Raw genomic sequence first — 16,419 nt, forward strand, 5'->3', positions numbered from 1 at the left:
CACAGGCTGAGCCTTGGTCTGCTCCGGCAGCAGGCTACAAATGGTACGATCCAAGAACGTACAAGCCTGGCTCCTATGGAGCGGCTTCATAACCAACGAAGACAGTACAAGGTTAGCTATTCGAGAAAACCGCTTGATCCCTTAGAGGACCAAGCGGTTTTTTTGTGATGAAGATTAACCTGCGGTTGGTTATTTCATTACATTTTGTGCCAAAAAGGTCGCGCTATTGCTGAATCATTGGTTTTTTAAATGATGTTGATAGTCTAATCTTAATTGATATATCCATATACTGGTGATAGGATGTACTCAAATTAATCCGACAAAAACAGTATGTAATGTTTATGATAGGTTTAACATCAAGCAGGGTGCGAGTAAGCGGGACAAAGCCGCGAGAGACTGGAGGCAGCGCAATATTGAATATCGAACCTGTGTTGAAAATTAAAGGACTAACCGTTTCCTTTCGCATCAAGGATCAATATTACCCTGCAGTTGACCATCTGGATCTGAAGGTCAACCCCAATGAAGTGCTGGCTGTGGTCGGGGAATCCGGCTGTGGCAAAAGCGCGCTGGCGCTTTCGATAGCACAATTACATGACATGGAGCGCACACGTATAGAGGGAGAGATTCTTTTTAAAGGCACAGACCTGAACCGTCTCTCATTAGGGCAATTGAATAAAATCCGCGGGGCGGGCATTGGCATGATCTTTCAGGACCCGCTAACAGCCTTAAACCCGCTGATGAGCATTGGTAAGCAGATTGAGGAAAATCTCGACTATCACACGTCACTATCTACGAAGCAAAAAAAGGAACGTGTGCTGGAATTGCTGAACAGTGTGGATATACCGAATCCTGCGCGTGTGTATACCCAGTATCCGCATGAACTGTCAGGAGGGATGCGGCAGCGTGTGATGATCGCCATTGCCATAGCCTGCCGACCTTCTCTTATTATTGCAGATGAGCCCACTACTGCGCTCGATGTAACCATTCAATCTCAAATTCTTGACTTGCTCAAACAGCTTCAGCAGGAGACTGGAAGCGGCATTATCCTGATTACGCATGACCTTGGCGTTGTGGCAGAAGTAGCCGATCGCGTGGTGGTCATGTATGCCGGTGAAATTGTGGAAAGCACTGATGTCTTTGAATTGTTTCGGCATCCGCAGCACCCGTATACACGTTCTTTGCTGGCTTCCATGCCGGGCTCCCATACCAAGGGAGCACCGTTGCATGTCATCGGCGGAATTGTTCCCTCCTTGCAGGATATTCCCCGCAATAGCTGCCGCTTTGCCCCGCGTATTCCGTGGATAGGGCAGGGGGCGCATGAAGCTCACCCCCAATTAAGTGAAATTTCCCCCGGTCATTGGGTCCGTTGTACATGTTATCAGCATTTTCATTTTGAAGACGAGGCAAAGGGAGAGGCTGCTTATGGCATTACTGGAGCTCAATAATCTGAAGGTGCATTATCCGGTGCGCGGCGGTTTTTTTCAGCGTGTCGTGGATCAGGTAAAAGCAGTTGACGGTGTGTCTATCCGCATTGAGGCGGGGCAGACATATGGGCTGGTAGGAGAATCCGGCTGCGGAAAAACGACGACTGGAAGGACGATCATCGGTCTGAATAAGCTGACGAGCGGACAGATTCTTTTTAACGGAAAGGACCTTGCCGCTTTAAGTCGTAACAATCGTCATCCGCTCCGCAGAGACATTCAGATGATTTTTCAGGACCCGTATTCTTCGCTTAATCCGCGAAAGCGCGTGCTGGATGTCATCGCTGAGCCGCTGCGAAATTTTGAAAGGCTGAGTAGTGAGGAGGAACGAAGAAAAGTACAGATGCTGCTGGAAAAGGTCGGTCTGAACTCCGATGCGGCCTACAAATATCCGTATGAATTTTCGGGTGGGCAGCGGCAGCGGATTGGTATTGCGCGCGCCCTGACGTTAAATCCGAGGCTGATTATTGCCGATGAGCCGGTGTCAGCGCTGGACGTTTCCGTACAGGCACAGGTGCTTAATTTTATGAAGGATGTACAGCGGGAATTCAACCTGACCTATTTGTTCATCAGTCATGATCTGGGGATCATCCGCCATATGTGCGATCAAATCGGCATTATGTATCGTGGGAGACTGGTGGAGCAAGGGAGCGAGCAGGACATTTATGAGCATCCACAGCACTTGTATACCCGTCGGCTCATTGCGACCATTCCCAATATTGATCCTGCAAAGCGGCTGGAGAACGCTGAAAAAAGGCGATTGCTTTTGTCCTCCTACAAAACCGAGCTGCCCAAGCATTTGGACGCGAGTGGAAAGCCGTTTGCGCTCAAAGCAGTCAGCCCGTCCCATCAAGTCGCGCTACCATAAGGGGGGATAAAATATGTGGAAATTTACACTGCGCCGCCTGCTGGTTATGATTCCCCAGCTTTTTGCATTGAGCGTGCTTATATTTTTTCTGGCCAAGGCCATGCCGGGAGATGCCCTGACAGGGCTCATTACCTCCACACCCAATCTGAACCCGGCTGCACTGGAGGAGCAGCGGCAAAGACTGGGACTGAATGACCCGGTGTGGGTGCAGTATGGGCACTGGGTCGTTCAGCTGGCTCACGGGGACTTGGGCAAATCCTATGTACATAAAATCAGCGTTACTGATCTGATTGGCAGCCGTTTGGGCAACACGTTCTTTCTGGGCGTGGTCATCCTGATTCTGACGTATCTGATCGCCATCCCGCTCGGCGTACTCAGCGGCCGCTATCAGCATAGTCTGCTGGATAAAACGGTAGTGGGCTATACCTATCTCAGCTTTGCGACGCCATTATTTATACTCGCGCTGCTGCTGCTGTACGTGTTGGGATTCAGGCTCGGCTGGTTTCCGACCAGCGGCAGCGTGGATGCAGGGGTGGAGCCGGGAACATGGGCGTATTACGTGAACAAGTCCTATCATCTCGTTTTACCGGCGGTTACAGGCGCATTGCTCAGTACGACGGCTACGATTCAGTATTTACGCAACGAGGTCATTGACACACGACTGAAGGATTTTGTAAAAACAGCGCGTTCCAAAGGGGTGCCGGAAGGGAAAATCTATTCCCGTCATATTTTCAAAAACTCCTTGCTGCCGATTGCCGCCTTTTTGGGCTACGACCTGACGGGAGTCATTGCAGGCAACATTTTCCTCGAATCTATCTTTGGATACCCGGGATTGGGTCAGTTGTTTCTCCAGTCCATCACCCAACGGGACTTTTCCGTTGTGAATGCACTGGTGATGATTTCCGGCTTCCTGGCACTTTTGGGAACCCTGCTGTCTGATGTCATCCTGAGCAAGGTTGATCCCCGCATTCGCATCGAATAGTGAACAAGTCTGACTGAGGGAAGGAGGGGGATGTAAGGTGTCTACACAGGTGGAGGAAGCTTTCACACCACAAATCATTCGTAAATCACCATCCAGTTGGTCGGTACTGCGCCGCGAGCTGGTACGTGACAAAATGGCCTTGGTGTCCATTGCATTTGTGGTTCTGTTCTTGATCTTTATATATGTCTCTGTCCTGTTTGTAAATCAGGATGTAGTCACAACCGTGGATTTGGGCGCGATCCGCGAAGCTCCAGGCTCGGTGCATTGGCTTGGTACAGACCGGGCGGGCAGGGATATTTTGGGTCAGCTGATTATTGGAGCACGCAATTCCTTCACGATTGGTTTCACGATTACGCTGCTATCCGCCGCTATTGGCCTAACGTTAGGTCTGCTGGCCGGTTTTTATGGGGGGCTGGTTGATAACATTATCATGCGGATTATTGATTTTATTTTGGTGCTTCCGTTTTTGATGCTGGTGATCGTGTTCGTCAGCATTGTTCCCAAGAGCGGCATCGGGTCTTTTATTTTCATCATGACCGCCTTTCTATGGATCGGAAAAGCACGCCTGATTCGAGCCAAGGTGCTGTCGGAGCGGGAACTGGACTACGTACAGGCTTCCAAAACGCTCGGCACACCCAATTGGAAAATCATCTGGTTTGGCGTGCTGCCCAATCTCAGCTCAGTCGTGATCGTCAATCTGACGCTCAGTCTTGCGGGAAATATCGGGATTGAGACCGGGCTTTCCTATCTTGGCTTTGGGTTGCCGGAATCCACCCCAAGCCTGGGGACGCTGGTGAGCTACGCCAACGATCCAGATGTTCTACAGAACAGCTGGTGGATGTGGTTGCCTGCCTCACTGCTTATTCTGGTGCTGATGCTGGCGATCAACTTTATCGGTCAGGCGCTCAAACGCGCCACAGATGCCAGACAACGATTGGGTTAACCGAAATTCAATGATAAGGGCAACTATAAGGAGGAGCTTACAATGGTCAAACGCTGGAAAAAAGGAATTTTGCCTGTTCTATCTGCAATTTTGGTATTTTCTCTGGCCGCATGCAGCGGCTCGCCGTCTGCTCCACATGGAGGTTCTAACTCTGGCAGTACAGGCGGCTCTGGCTCGGATAGCAAGCAGGTGGATACGACTGCACTGGCAAGGGCAGTGAAGAACGACAAGGCTCCGATCAAGGGTGGTGTGATCAATTATGCGCTGGTGTCCGATACTCCTTTTGAAGGTGTTCTGAATCCTGTATTTTATGATGGAAACCCCGATTATGAAGTCTTTAAATTTTTCTACCCTTCATTATTCTCCATCGACTCCAACCTCAATATTGACAATAAAGGAGCAGCGACGATTTCCTTTTCCGCAGACAATAAAGCGGTGACTGTCAAAATCGACCCCAAGCTGAACTGGACAGATGGTAATCCGGTAACAGCGGAGGACTATGCTTTTGCCTATGAGGTCATTGGCCACAAAGATTATGAAGGTCCACGTTACGACAGCTTTATGACGAACATTGTGGGCATGGAGGATTATCACGCAGGTAAGGCCAAAACTATTTCAGGCATCAAGGTGCTGAATGAGAAAGAGGTTACGATTCAATTTAAACAGGCCACTCCCTCCATCAAATCAGGACTCTGGTCATTCCCACTGGAGAAAAAAGTGTTCAAGGGCATTCCCGTGAAGGATATGGCGGGATCTGACCCTGTCCGTAAAAACCCTATTGGCTACGGTCCGTTCAAAATTAAATCCATGGTTACAGGTGAATCTGTGGAATTCGTCAAAAACGACGATTATTTCCACGGTGTGCCCAAGCTGGACGGCCTTCATTTAAAGGTGGTGAACCCGAATGTCATTACCGAGGCGCTGAAAAGTGGAGAAATTGACTGGGCAGACTATCCAACTACCCGCTACGATGTGGCCAGTAATCCGAAAAATGTACAGTTTCTCGGTCAGGAGGAATTGTCTTATAGCTATGTAGGCTTTAAAATGGGCAAATTTGATCAGGCGAAAAATACAAATATCATGGACCCAAATGCCAAGCTGGCAAATAAGTCACTGCGTCTGGCCCTTGGCTATGCGCTCAATAATGAGCAGGTCGGCAAGCAGCTTTATCATGGACTTCGAATTCCGGCAACATCTCTGATCCCGCCTGCTTTTAAGGGATACCATGATACGAATGCGAAGGGCATCACGTATGACCCGGACAAGGCGAAAAAGCTGCTGGACGAGGCGGGCTATGTGGATACCAATGGAGATGGCTATCGTGAGGACCCTAAAGGCAAGGAACTGGTGCTCCATTATGCGGCAATGAGCGGGGATGCGACAGCTGAATCGCTGGCGAAGTTTTATTTGCAGAACTGGAAGGAAGTCGGACTACATGTCGAGCTGGTGGACGGTCGTCTGCTTGAGTTCAATTCCTTTTATGACCGTGTGCAAAAGGATGATCCCGGCATTGATATTTTTGGCGGTGCATGGAATACAGGTTCAGATGTAGACCCTAATGGGCTGTATGGACGCGGAGCCAACTTTAACTATTCGCGCTTTACGAGTGAAGAGAATGATAAGCTGCTGCAGGAAGGTGTGTCGGTGAAGGCCTTTGACGACAATTATCGTAAAGATATATATAATCAGTGGCAGGCGTATATGAGTGAGGAAGCACCAATTGTACCTACATTATTCCGTTACTCGCTGGAGGCGTTGAATAATCGAGTAGCCAATTACGATATCACCCGGGGCAAGGAGTACGATGCAGACACATTTGCGAATATAACGTTAACTGCGGAAAAAGCGGAAGTAGCCCAATAAGCTCAAAAAAGCGCAATAAACTTCAAAAAAGCGCGAACCGGAGTGATCCGATCTCGCGCTTTTTTAAGTCTTTTAACCAGTTTTGGGATTTCGAAGGGAGAGAAGGAAGACGGAAATACGTCAGCTTCAATACTTCATAGCGGTATGTGAGGAACTGCATTTTACGAAAGCCTCGGAAAAGATCGGAATCTCCCAGCCTACGCTGAGCTTGCAAATTAAAGCACTGGAGGAGGAGCTGGGAATGACGCTCTTCGATCGTGCAGGCAAAAAAATTAAAATGACAGAGGCCGGGAAATTACTCCTGCAACACAGTGCTCATGCCCTCAAGGATTTACAGCAAGCGAAGGCTTCCATTGAGGAGCTGCGCACCGAGCAACGTGGAAGCTTGCGGGTGGGTATCGCACTTCCGGAGCTGGAGGAACCCTTGCAAGAGATGCTTATCCATTTTCATCGCTTATTTCCTAAAATCAGCCTGCATATCTGTCCATCATTCGATGTAACAGAGCAGGTGCTGGATAATCGGGTGGATATGGGTATTACACTGCATGCGGGTACGGATGACAGGCTCGTCCAGCTTCCTCTTCGCACGGAGAATTACTGTCTTATTGTCCCGGTACAGCATGTGTTCTCCAATCGTTCTTCCATTACACTCGACGAGTTGAGACATGTACCCTGGGCGATGCAGCCGGATTATCATCCTGGTAGGAGGCTGGTAGAGAAGTGCTTCCGTGATCGCGGGTATCGCTTTGCAACCGTCTTGGAGACAAACTCGATCCCCTCAATCCTGCGCTGGGTGCAGGAGGGACTTGCTGTTACCCTACAGCCGGAGTCCCTCGGGGCAGTTCTCGATCATTCCCGTTTTTGTACTATACCTATTTTGAGGGGAGCACCTCAGGGTCAGCTAGAGCTGATTTATCGGTCTGATCGTTATCTTGGAGAAGCAGTGAAGCAATTGATTGGAAAAATACAGGCCGTGCTGATAGAGCGTTCCAGTTGGCGGCAGCCCTGATGAATGATAACAAGCTTTAATGTGTACGAACCTCCAGCCTGCGTGCAATCAGTGACATACTGTAATTGACAGCAAAGTACAGGAAGGCGGCGAACAGCAGAGCTGGAATGACAAAGGATTGATTTTGACCACCAACAATTTGAATGTTATGTGTTAGTTCTGGCAAACTGATAATGACAGCCAGCGAGGTATCCTTGAATAGAGAAATGAACTGGCTGACAATGGGTGGAACCATACGGCGAAGCGCTTGGGGCAGGATGATATGCCATAAGGTGCTGAAATAACTCAGCCCGGAGGAACGTGCGGCTTCCACCTGTCCTTTATGAACCGAATTGAGGCCGCTGCGCACAATCTCGGCGATCATGGCCCCTTCGAAGACCGACAGTCCCGTAATGGCTGCCCACTTGAGAGAAATGGAAAAACCGATGGATGGTAAAACCATGCCGATGAAGAAAATAATGAGCAATAATGGAAGATTGCGAATGAGATCAATGATAAAGGCCGCAACCTGTGAAATGACAGGTAAACGCGTATAGCGCAGGATGCCGAATACAATACCAAGAGCGAAGCTGAACACGATCGAGTAAATGGAGACCTCCAGCGTTAGCAGGAAGCCCTCCAGTATAAACCGCACATTAGGCCATACAAACAATCCACTGAAATCCATACAGGCTTCCCTCCTTAGGATGTTTTGGACAGGCGCCGCTCCATATACAGTACAAGAAAGCTGAGCGGAACCGTCAATGTAAGGTACAACAACGCCGTGATGGCATAGACTGTGATGGGCAGGAAGGTATCCGAGTTAATCAGATCTGAGTAATACATTAGATCCAGTCCGGCTACTATGGCCAGCACAGATGAGTTTTTAACCAGATTGATGAATTGATTGCCAATTGCGGGCAGTACGACTTTGATCGCTTGCGGTAAAATAATGCTGATCATCGTCTGGTTGTAACTCAAGCCGGAGGACCTTGCCGCTTCAAATTGCCCCTTGGGAACAGCTTGAATGCCGGCCCGTATGGCTTCCGCAATAAAGGAGGCTGTGTATACGGTCAATCCAAGCGTTCCAGATACAAATCCGTCCAAAGGGATACCCAAAGTGGGCAGCCCGAGATAAAAAAACAGCACGACGATCAGCAACGGGATATTGCGAATGATCTCTACATAGGCGGTGCCGATCCAGTTGAGCCATTTAAAAGGCGCAATTCGAAGGATAGCGATGACAGCTCCCAGAATAAAGCTGCCGATCAAGGCAATGACGCTGGCTTGGACAGTATGAAGCAAGCCTTCTCTGAAACGATCGCCATGATCGAAAAGTACGTTGATATCAAAAGTAAGCATCTCCGCATTTACCTCCTTATCCAGAGCTATGGGGTGTATCCGAGGGTAGATAGTATTCCTTCTGGTGTGGTGTTACAGCAGAAAGAAAAGGAAGGAGCACGTAACCTGCGGCTCCTTCACAAGAGTATTATTCGGGTTTAACCCCAAGCCATTGCTCGTGGAGCTTATCGTATTCACCGCTGCTTTTTAGTTCCTTGATCGTATCATTAATGGCTTGCAGCAGTTCAGGCTGTCCCTTCTTCACTGCAATGCCGTAAGGTTCCTCTGTGAAGTTCCCGCCTACAAGAATATAATTCGGATCTTGTTTCTGCATGCCGAGCAGAATAGAGTTATCGGTAGTCAACGCATCCCCTTTGCCTGCCTTGAGGGCGTTGAAGGCATCCTGATAGTTTTCGAACTCCAATATCGTCGCTTTAGGTGCTTTTTCACGAATGTTTTTTGCGGAGGTAGAGCCTTTAACGGCAAGTACCTTGGTATCCGGGGTCAGAGACTCCAGCCCGGTGATGGGGCTTCCTTTTTTCACGAGCAGAGATTGCCCGGCGTTAAAATAGACATCACTGAAATCGACCTGCTTTTTACGTTCATCCGAAATGGTCATGGTTGCGATAATGGCGTCGATGTCTCCGTTTTGCAGCATGGTAATACGTGTTTTGGATGTGACTTCCTTTAATTCAAGCTTGGTTTCATCGCCCAAAATATGTTTGGCTACAGCCTTCGCGATGTCGATATCAAAGCCTTCCACTTTCCCGCTGGCCGGGTCTTTCAGACCAAAGAGCTTGGTATCGTATTTAACTCCAACGACGAGCTTGCCTCGCTGTTTGATTGCCTCCAGCCCATTCGCTGCCGTCTCGGTTCCCGACGTTGCCGTTTCTTGCTTGCCTCCACAGCCTGCAAGGACGAGCAGACAGGATAAGGCTACCAGCACCAAAGTACTCCATTGAAATCTTTTTCTCATCAGAACATTCCCCTTTCGATTTACGCTACGTTGGTAGTTTATTTAATGATGAATCAGGCGGCTCAGGAACAGACGAGCCCGTTCTTCGCCCGGATTCTGAAAAAATTCGGCAGGCTGACTATCTTCCAGAATCTGCCCTTTGTCCATAAAAATTACGCGATCCGCCACTTCGCGGGCAAAGCCCATTTCATGTGTGACGATGACCATCGTGATCCCCTGATGGGCGAGCGAGCGCATGACATCCAGTACCTCCCCGATGGTTTCGGGATCGAGCGCTGAAGTAGGCTCGTCAAACAGCATAATTTTCGGATTCATAGCGAGCCCGCGGGCGATCGCAACCCGCTGCTGTTGTCCACCGGACAATTGAGCGGGGTAGCTCTGTGCCTTTTCCTCGATTCCGACGCGTTTCAGATAGGTGATGGCGGTTTGTGAAGCTTCTTCCCTGGAGATGCCCAGCACCTTCATGGGTGCGAGTATAATGTTCTCAATCACCTTTTTGTGGGGGTACAGATTAAAATGCTGGAACACCATCCCGATATTGCGGCGGAAGGCGTTGATATCAATCTTTTTATCATGTACAGGTATTTCGTTGACGAACAGCTCCCCATCCGATATCGTCTCCAGACGATTAATGCAGCGAAGCAGGGTGCTTTTACCTGAGCCGGAGGGACCGATGATCACGACGACCTCGCCCTCCTTAATCTGAAGATTGATGTTTTTGAGTACATGGAAGTGACCGTAATGTTTGTTTACATTGCGAAACTGGATCAGAGAGCTCACCCCTTTTATGCTTGGATACATAGCTAGTACTTAGACTGGCATGATCAAGCTCTATTAATTTTCAAAATTTTCTCTCATGATACTATAAGCTTACAATAAAAAACAAGATTTTATGTCATATAACTTTACGCAAAATATATATTTGTATAATTTATTACTAGTTAGATGCTATTTATATGATGAAATTGAGTAGATATTCACAATTTTATGTTATTAAATTTGACATTAAGTATTGAACTTCGACAGGCGAAGGGAGAAACGTGACAAAAGCAACGCTATGTTTTACAGTAGGGAGGAAGGAATTTAGGGTAAAGGAAGGTTAGTACAATGACGAAAGCTATTTCACCGCTTGTAACGGCATTGGGCATGGAGCCCCATCCGGAAGGCGGTTGGTACAAAGAGATGTGGAAGGCTAATTTTCAAATTCCAGAGCCTGTGCTGCCGGATGTATATTCAGGTCCGCGGTTTGCAGCTTCGTCGACTTATTTCTTGCTGCATCCGGGTGAATTTTCTGAGTGGCATGTTGTACATTCAGATGAGCTGTGGCTTTATCATAGCGGGAGCCCTGTGGAGTTGAAGCTGGGTGGAAGCGGAGATGAGCCCGGTGAAGAAACCGTAATTATCGTTGGTGCTGATGTGGAGGCTGGACAGCATCCGCAAGCGCTGGTACCAGGAACAGTATGGCAAACGGCACGCCCGCTTGGGGATGAGCCTGTACTGGTAACCTGTGTTGTTGCACCGGGATTCCACTTTGATGATTTCAAGCTGATTGCAAAGAGTAAGGTGGAATAGGGATATTTTTTGCGGCGGGTATAATCTTGGATGAACAGGACTTGCCCGCCTGATTTGATGTTACGGGTATCTTTTTTAGTGTTAGAAAGTTGCCATTTGCTGTATACTTTGGACCTTTGTTTTTTTTTGAATACCTGCCGCAAGTTTTTTAACGCTTGCAGTACCGTATGATCTGGCGTTTGCCCCCTGTTTGATCTTCTGGTATACAGCATAGCAGTTTCTCCCCATTCGTTTGGCTTGGTACATGGCGATATCGGCCTCTTTCAGTAATGAAGGCAGCGGTTTCTTCGGAGAAGGATGCATGCTAATACCAATGCTTCCTGTAACTTGAAGGTTGATTCCCTGGATGTTATAAGGAGCGCTGATTTTTTGCAGCAGCAGCTCTGCCAGAACTTTGACCTGATCGGCGTCATAGTCCTTCATAATGAGCAGAAATTCATCTCCCCCGATCCGAAAAGCCTTCTGATTGGAGTTCGTCACCTGGAGTAAATGATCGCTTACCCGTCTGAGCAGCTTATCACCTATTTGATGTCCATATGTGTCATTAATGGCTTTGAATCCATCCAGATCAAGATACATAATAGCAGTGCTCTCCTTGCTGTTGCGTTGTTTCCAATATAGTTCAAGTGCATTCCGATTAAACAGACCCGTTACAGGGTCCTGATAAGCAAGCTTCCGCAGCAAATTTCTTTCCATCACCACGGAACGTAAAAAAATAAACGTATATATCCACAGCGCCAGAGTTAGACCTATTAAAAATAAGGCTGTTAAAGATATACTCAATGGGGTCACCACCAATATAGTTTATAGGTTATTCCGCTATCCATTAGCGGCATTAGGTCAGTTGTTTGGCATGAACGATGAGTCGATGTGTCGGGTTTACAAGAGGATCACATGTAATTAATGTGAGGAGTTTTTTTTTCTTGCTGCTTTTTAAAACGGAGACGTTGGAAGGAGCGACAATTGAGATGCTGTAGACCTTGTACAAGTATTTTTCACTCCGTGTGTGAATCAGAATCTGATCTCCGATTTTCACTTCATTTAGTCGGTTAAATAGACGTCCAGTCGTTCGTGAGCGATGAGCGGCTATGGCAGCATTCCCCACCTGACCGAGTGCCGCAGTCTCCGACATATGTACGGCTGCATATCTCATATGGTCTCGGGTCGCGCCTTCCAGTACAGGAAGTTCCAGCCCGATACGATCAATCTGGATTGTAGCGATTGGAGCTGGCTCTTCAGCCGATGAAGAAGAGGTGGTTTCAGACGATTGTGATCCATCCGCTGCTGCGGTATTTGTCAACCAACTGGACAACTGTGTATAGCCTTTAATCATTTCGGGAGTCAGTGTCGATTTATCTGTATTTGATAATGATTCAGCTTCTTGTAATAGCTCTTTTTGCTTCTGATTTTCCATCCATTCATTAACGGTAGGGAATAACATGATGATAATTCCTAAAATAATGCTCACGTATGCCAGCTTACGCAATTAAAAAGCCTCCCTTTAACAGTAATCCATAGAAGGACCATGTAAAATAATCCCCCTTCTCGCTAGTAGTAAGCTAAGAAGGGGGATTTTTGATTATAAAATGTTATTTATTTTTATGCGTTCGTCTATAGCCCAGGTAGGCTCCCAGAAGAATTAAGAACATACCACTTAAATAGAAGGGAGCAGGACTGCTTTCTCCTGTCTGTGGCAATGTATTCACCTTAGGAGTATGACTCGGCTCGTTTGGATCTTTAGGCTTTTCTGCCGGTAGGCGGATGACGCCCGTAGGTACTGGATCTTCCTCGATCTTCACGGGTGGAGAAGGCTCCTGGTGAGGATCGGTTTCTGGTGCCCCTGGCTGCGCCTCTATCTCGGGATCTACAGGCGGCTGCTCAATAGTTGGAACGCCCAACGGAACATCCTCATCTTCGATGATTTGCGGCTCCTCGGTTGTTACGGGCGTAGCAGGCGTCGCAGGAGGCTCAGTTATTTCAGGGTCCCTATCACGTTTTTTGCCTGAGCCCGGATTCGTAGGCGTACCCGGATTTGTAGGCGTACCTGGGTCTGTAGGTTTACCCGGACCCGGATCAACAGGAGTCTCCTTTTTATTGGTGATCACGATTTGTTTAATTCCTGAGCTTTGTTTAACGGCTGCATCTATCTTGATTGCAGTTTTTGGCTCTGTTATTTTGTAGCCTTCAGGAGCAGTCAGCTCCTCCAGAATGTAGTCATCATAACTTAATGAGGAGAATACGATTTTCCCGTCCGAATTGGTAGTTTGGACAAGAGGCGGTCTTTTCTGATCCTTGTCATAGAGTGCAAAACGTGCCCCGGACAGTACCTTATTATGATCGTCCTCGTCAATTTTGGTAATCTCCAGACTTCCCGTAACTCCTCCTCCTGATCCTGAACCAGAGGATGTACGCACGATAATTTCTTTACTTGTTTCCCTGGTTTCTGTGGTCAAACGGTCGCCCTCGAAATTGACCTTATTGCTGACTTTTGCCTTGTCTTCAGCCTGAATAAAGGATTGATATTCCAAAATATAGCCCGATGAAATAGCCTTGTTAAAGGCGAGCTCAAAGAATTGCTGGCCTTGATCAGTCGTTGTTATTTTTAGCTTATAATCCTGATCCCTGACTAATTCGGTGTCCTTAACAGCTTCTCCCTTGGCAGATATCTTGGTGGAATATAGATGAAAGGAATCCTCAATCAGAATTTGATTATTGCTGGGCGTATCCACGATTTTCGCGTTGGAGACATAGGATTGCCCTTCATTGATATGGATGTTCCAATCAATTTTATTTCCATTCTGAGCTCCGGATTTCGTCACGTATTCTCCACCGTGGGGCACAGTCACTTTGGCTGACCATTCCGAATCTACATTTTTTCCATCCATAAGCTGAGCGTCATTGTTAATCTCTTTATCAATAAGCTCTCCTTCCAATGTCGTTTGGAAAGTGACCCAGTAAGGAGAGTCGATGGACTGGTTAAACCGGATGCTCAATTCGTTGTTGTTATCGGCGGAAGGTAAAACAAGAGTATATTGGCTCGAAGGCACTTCGGCTCCTTTTTGTACACCATTCCACCACCCGAGCAGGTCCATATCGTATACTTTAACAGAACCTGGCACCAGCTTTTGGCCCTGTAATAATGTATCCCTTATTTCAGCATGGTTCAGAGTCTTGCGGTTATAGTTAGCCTTAATGTCCCATGTAATTTGCTTGGAGCTGGCATTGTAACTACCTGATTTAGCCCCATTTTGCTGGGTCATATTATCCGGCCATAATCGAGCTTCGGCCTCCGCGGTTTGTGTTGTTCCGTTGTATAACCAACTGATAGAGGCTTTGTTCCAAAAGTCCGGCTTGGTTTTATCAAGTTTCCATTCGTTGTTAAATGTAGTTGTATAGCTGATTGTATACGTGTCTTGGATCGTTTTATGAAAACGTATCGTGAACCCTTTTTTATAATCCAGCGTAAGAGGGATCAGCTCATAGTCCGTCGGCGATGTTAGTATTGTTTTTCCGTCCGCGCTTTGGATCTTCAATGTGTTCGGCAATAACGCCAGACCGCCATTCGGAAAGATATCGTTGATAACGACCTGGTCCATTGTATACTTATCCGCATTAATGGAAATGATCCAAGGAATCGTTTTGGTGTTATAGTTCGGCTCCTTATAGCCCTTGGTAATAATCACACTTTTCAGCTCTGTGGTCGTTTCTTTTGTTACTCCGTCCGATGTTACACTGTTCGTTATTTTGCCATTTTTAAGTACACGATCTATGGCCTTAGTCTGGTAACGGATTGTATATGGCGCATCAATATCCGCTTTGAAAGACAGGTTGAAGCCGTTGGTACCATTGTCGTCAATAACTGGAGTGACCATGTATTCCGATGCAGGAAGCTCCTCTTGCGTATCCCCTTTATACACTTTAAGTGAGCCTGTGATGAATTGTTGGCTGTTATTAAAACGGTCACTCAATACTGCTTTAGCTGCGGGGATTTTTTTGTTGGCAAAATTATATTTGATTGCCCATGAAATCGTTTGTGTGACCGCATCGTATTGCTCCACTTTTTTGCTTAGAAAATCCCCGCGTTTAATGGTAACTGTAGCTGATGCTGAGGTATCCTTCACATTATCTCCTGAAAAAGTGGCCGTGTTGGAGAAACGAGTGTCCTCGCTAGTGATGTTCGTAGAATATTGAATCCGGTATGCGCCGTTAATACGCTCTTCGTTAAAGCGGATTCTAAAGCCCGTACCATCCGGATCAGCTTCAACTGTATACTTATCTGTGCTAACAATGTCCCGCAGCTCAGTGGTTCCGTCCACATTGATTTGTAAATGATATACCCGGATGGAGTCTCTGATTAGCTCCAATCCTTGGGGAGTGGGATCGGTTATTACGGCGTGTTTTACAGGGTCCAATTGTTTATTTACGTCAACCGTCCAATCAATCTCATTTTTTCCATCAAACTTCCCTTGCTTCTCCAAAGTAGGGCCGGATGCAGGCTTAATATTTACGATAGCCGTTTGCTCGCCGCCTTTGATTGGAATCGCAATAATGACTTGTGTACTGCCTTTTTCTATTTGTTTGCTAAACTCGGTTTGGATGTCCAGCTTACCGCTGACATTAGAGTGGCTTTCCACGTAATCATTAAAGGTCATGATCACTTTACCTTGGCGGTCTACGGTAAAATAACCTACTTCTCCATCCGCGTTCATCAGAGGAGATGTGATGTCTGTGTAAATTTGAAATTGCTCAGGTAATTGAAAGGTAAAGGTGTCTCCAGCTTTGTACGTATGGTTCGGCAGCTCCCATTCATAGCCTAAATGGATGGCGAAGCCAATATCAATACGACTATCGGGATTATACACTGCATCAATAACACTTCCAGTGGAATCTGTGAGGGTTAGCTTGGTTAAAATACTTTCCTGAGTTGCCCGCACTTCAGAAGTTGAGCCGGCAGTTGCCTCAATGGCTGGAGTCGGGATAGCAGGCGGGATGTTAATCGGCTCCGAGGGCTTTGGATATACATCATTAGTCACACTCTGAACCGGATCGGTTTCTGGAGTCACTGGCAGAGCGGAGTCGGGATTTTGTGCATAGGCCTGTGTTGTACTGAATAAGCATTGCAAAAAGAGCAATAATGCGACAATTGCTGTATTCCATTTTTTTCTCATACGGTAAACAAATCTCCTATTCTTAAAATACTTTTGTTTAGCGGCTAAATGGTTATTCCTTCGAGGTCAAGAGGGCTGTATTTATATATTCATCATTCATTCATATAATGCTAAGTTAGCCGCATTGAGCATGATCAGAATTTATGAAAATTCACATTCGGAGATGAATATCTCCTCCTTTTGTCCTGAAATTAGGATAATGGATTAGACCTCAATGTCTTTCTGGACTAGAATACA

The 16,419-nt window shown here is 47.0% G+C and carries 14 protein-coding genes; 7 read left to right on the forward strand and 7 right to left on the reverse strand.

The genetic code is table 11. From position 1 onward, the window contains the following. The first annotated feature begins 413 nt into the window (after positions 1–413). The 6 genes from L693_RS0126645 (at position 414) to L693_RS0126670 (ending at position 7,146) form a co-directional block, all read left to right on the forward strand. Positions 414–1,445 (forward strand): ABC transporter ATP-binding protein, encoded by a 1,032-nt coding sequence (locus L693_RS0126645; protein WP_025721450.1) that lies wholly within the window; start codon positions 414–416, stop codon positions 1,443–1,445. Continuing rightward, positions 1,423–2,349, forward strand: a complete 927-nt coding sequence (locus L693_RS0126650) for an ABC transporter ATP-binding protein (RefSeq protein ID WP_025721452.1) — start codon at positions 1,423–1,425, stop codon at positions 2,347–2,349. Before L693_RS0126645 ends, L693_RS0126650 begins: the two co-directional genes overlap by 23 nt. A 13-nt stretch (positions 2,350–2,362) precedes the next feature. Further along, positions 2,363–3,331, forward strand: a complete 969-nt coding sequence (opp4B, locus tag L693_RS0126655; RefSeq protein ID WP_025721453.1) for an oligopeptide ABC transporter permease — start codon at positions 2,363–2,365, stop codon at positions 3,329–3,331. Between the two features lie 37 nt (positions 3,332–3,368). Then, positions 3,369–4,274 (forward strand): ABC transporter permease, encoded by a 906-nt coding sequence (locus tag L693_RS0126660; protein ID WP_025721455.1) that lies wholly within the window; start codon positions 3,369–3,371, stop codon positions 4,272–4,274. Between the two features lie 42 nt (positions 4,275–4,316). Further along, positions 4,317–6,137: an oligopeptide ABC transporter substrate-binding protein gene (gene opp4A / locus L693_RS0126665; RefSeq protein WP_025721456.1), complete on the forward strand. Its 1,821-nt coding sequence runs from the start codon at positions 4,317–4,319 to the stop codon at positions 6,135–6,137. Between the two features lie 82 nt (positions 6,138–6,219). Further along, positions 6,220–7,146 carry a LysR family transcriptional regulator gene (locus L693_RS0126670; protein ID WP_155983950.1) on the forward strand — a complete coding sequence of 309 codons (927 nt, stop codon included), beginning with the start codon at positions 6,220–6,222 and terminating at the stop codon, positions 7,144–7,146. A 16-nt stretch (positions 7,147–7,162) separates the two neighbouring features. Here the strand turns inward: L693_RS0126670 and L693_RS0126675 are convergent, their stop codons facing one another. The 4 genes from L693_RS0126675 to L693_RS0126690 form a co-directional block, all read right to left on the reverse strand. Next, entirely contained in the window at positions 7,163–7,813 is a 651-nt protein-coding gene (locus L693_RS0126675) for an amino acid ABC transporter permease (protein ID WP_025721458.1), read from the reverse strand. A gap of 14 nt (positions 7,814–7,827) precedes the next feature. Continuing rightward, positions 7,828–8,487, reverse strand: a complete 660-nt coding sequence (locus tag L693_RS0126680; RefSeq protein WP_025721460.1) for an amino acid ABC transporter permease — start codon at positions 8,485–8,487, stop codon at positions 7,828–7,830. A gap of 127 nt (positions 8,488–8,614) precedes the next feature. Next, entirely contained in the window at positions 8,615–9,442 is an 828-nt protein-coding gene (locus L693_RS0126685) for a transporter substrate-binding domain-containing protein (RefSeq protein WP_025721462.1), read from the reverse strand. 42 nt (positions 9,443–9,484) lie between these two features. After that, the gene (locus tag L693_RS0126690) at positions 9,485–10,243 is read right to left on the reverse strand and encodes an amino acid ABC transporter ATP-binding protein (protein WP_049825300.1); all 759 of its coding nucleotides are present in this window, start codon (positions 10,241–10,243) and stop codon (positions 9,485–9,487) included. Positions 10,244–10,549: 306 nt separating this feature from the next. On the opposite strand from L693_RS0126690, the gene L693_RS0126695 reads away from it, so the two are divergent. Further along, positions 10,550–11,014, forward strand: coding sequence for a cupin domain-containing protein (locus L693_RS0126695; protein WP_025721466.1), 465 nt, complete (start codon positions 10,550–10,552; stop codon positions 11,012–11,014). 81 nt (positions 11,015–11,095) lie between these two features. Here L693_RS0126695 and L693_RS0126700 read toward each other — a convergent pair whose 3' ends face one another. The 3 genes from L693_RS0126700 to L693_RS0126710 all read right to left on the reverse strand — a co-directional run bounded on the left by L693_RS0126700 (position 11,096) and on the right by L693_RS0126710 (position 16,182). Continuing rightward, positions 11,096–11,797 (reverse strand): GGDEF domain-containing protein, encoded by a 702-nt coding sequence (locus L693_RS0126700; protein WP_025721468.1) that lies wholly within the window; start codon positions 11,795–11,797, stop codon positions 11,096–11,098. Positions 11,798–11,849: 52 nt separating this feature from the next. Then, entirely contained in the window at positions 11,850–12,500 is a 651-nt protein-coding gene (locus L693_RS0126705; protein WP_025721470.1) for a class D sortase, read from the reverse strand. Between the two features lie 103 nt (positions 12,501–12,603). Beyond that, entirely contained in the window at positions 12,604–16,182 is a 3,579-nt protein-coding gene (locus L693_RS0126710) for an LPXTG cell wall anchor domain-containing protein (RefSeq protein ID WP_025721472.1), read from the reverse strand. Positions 16,183–16,419: the final 237 nt, after the last annotated feature.

Source organism: Paenibacillus sp. 1-18 (assembly GCF_000520755.1).
In the GTDB taxonomy this organism is placed as follows: domain Bacteria; phylum Bacillota; class Bacilli; order Paenibacillales; family Paenibacillaceae; genus Paenibacillus; species Paenibacillus brasilensis.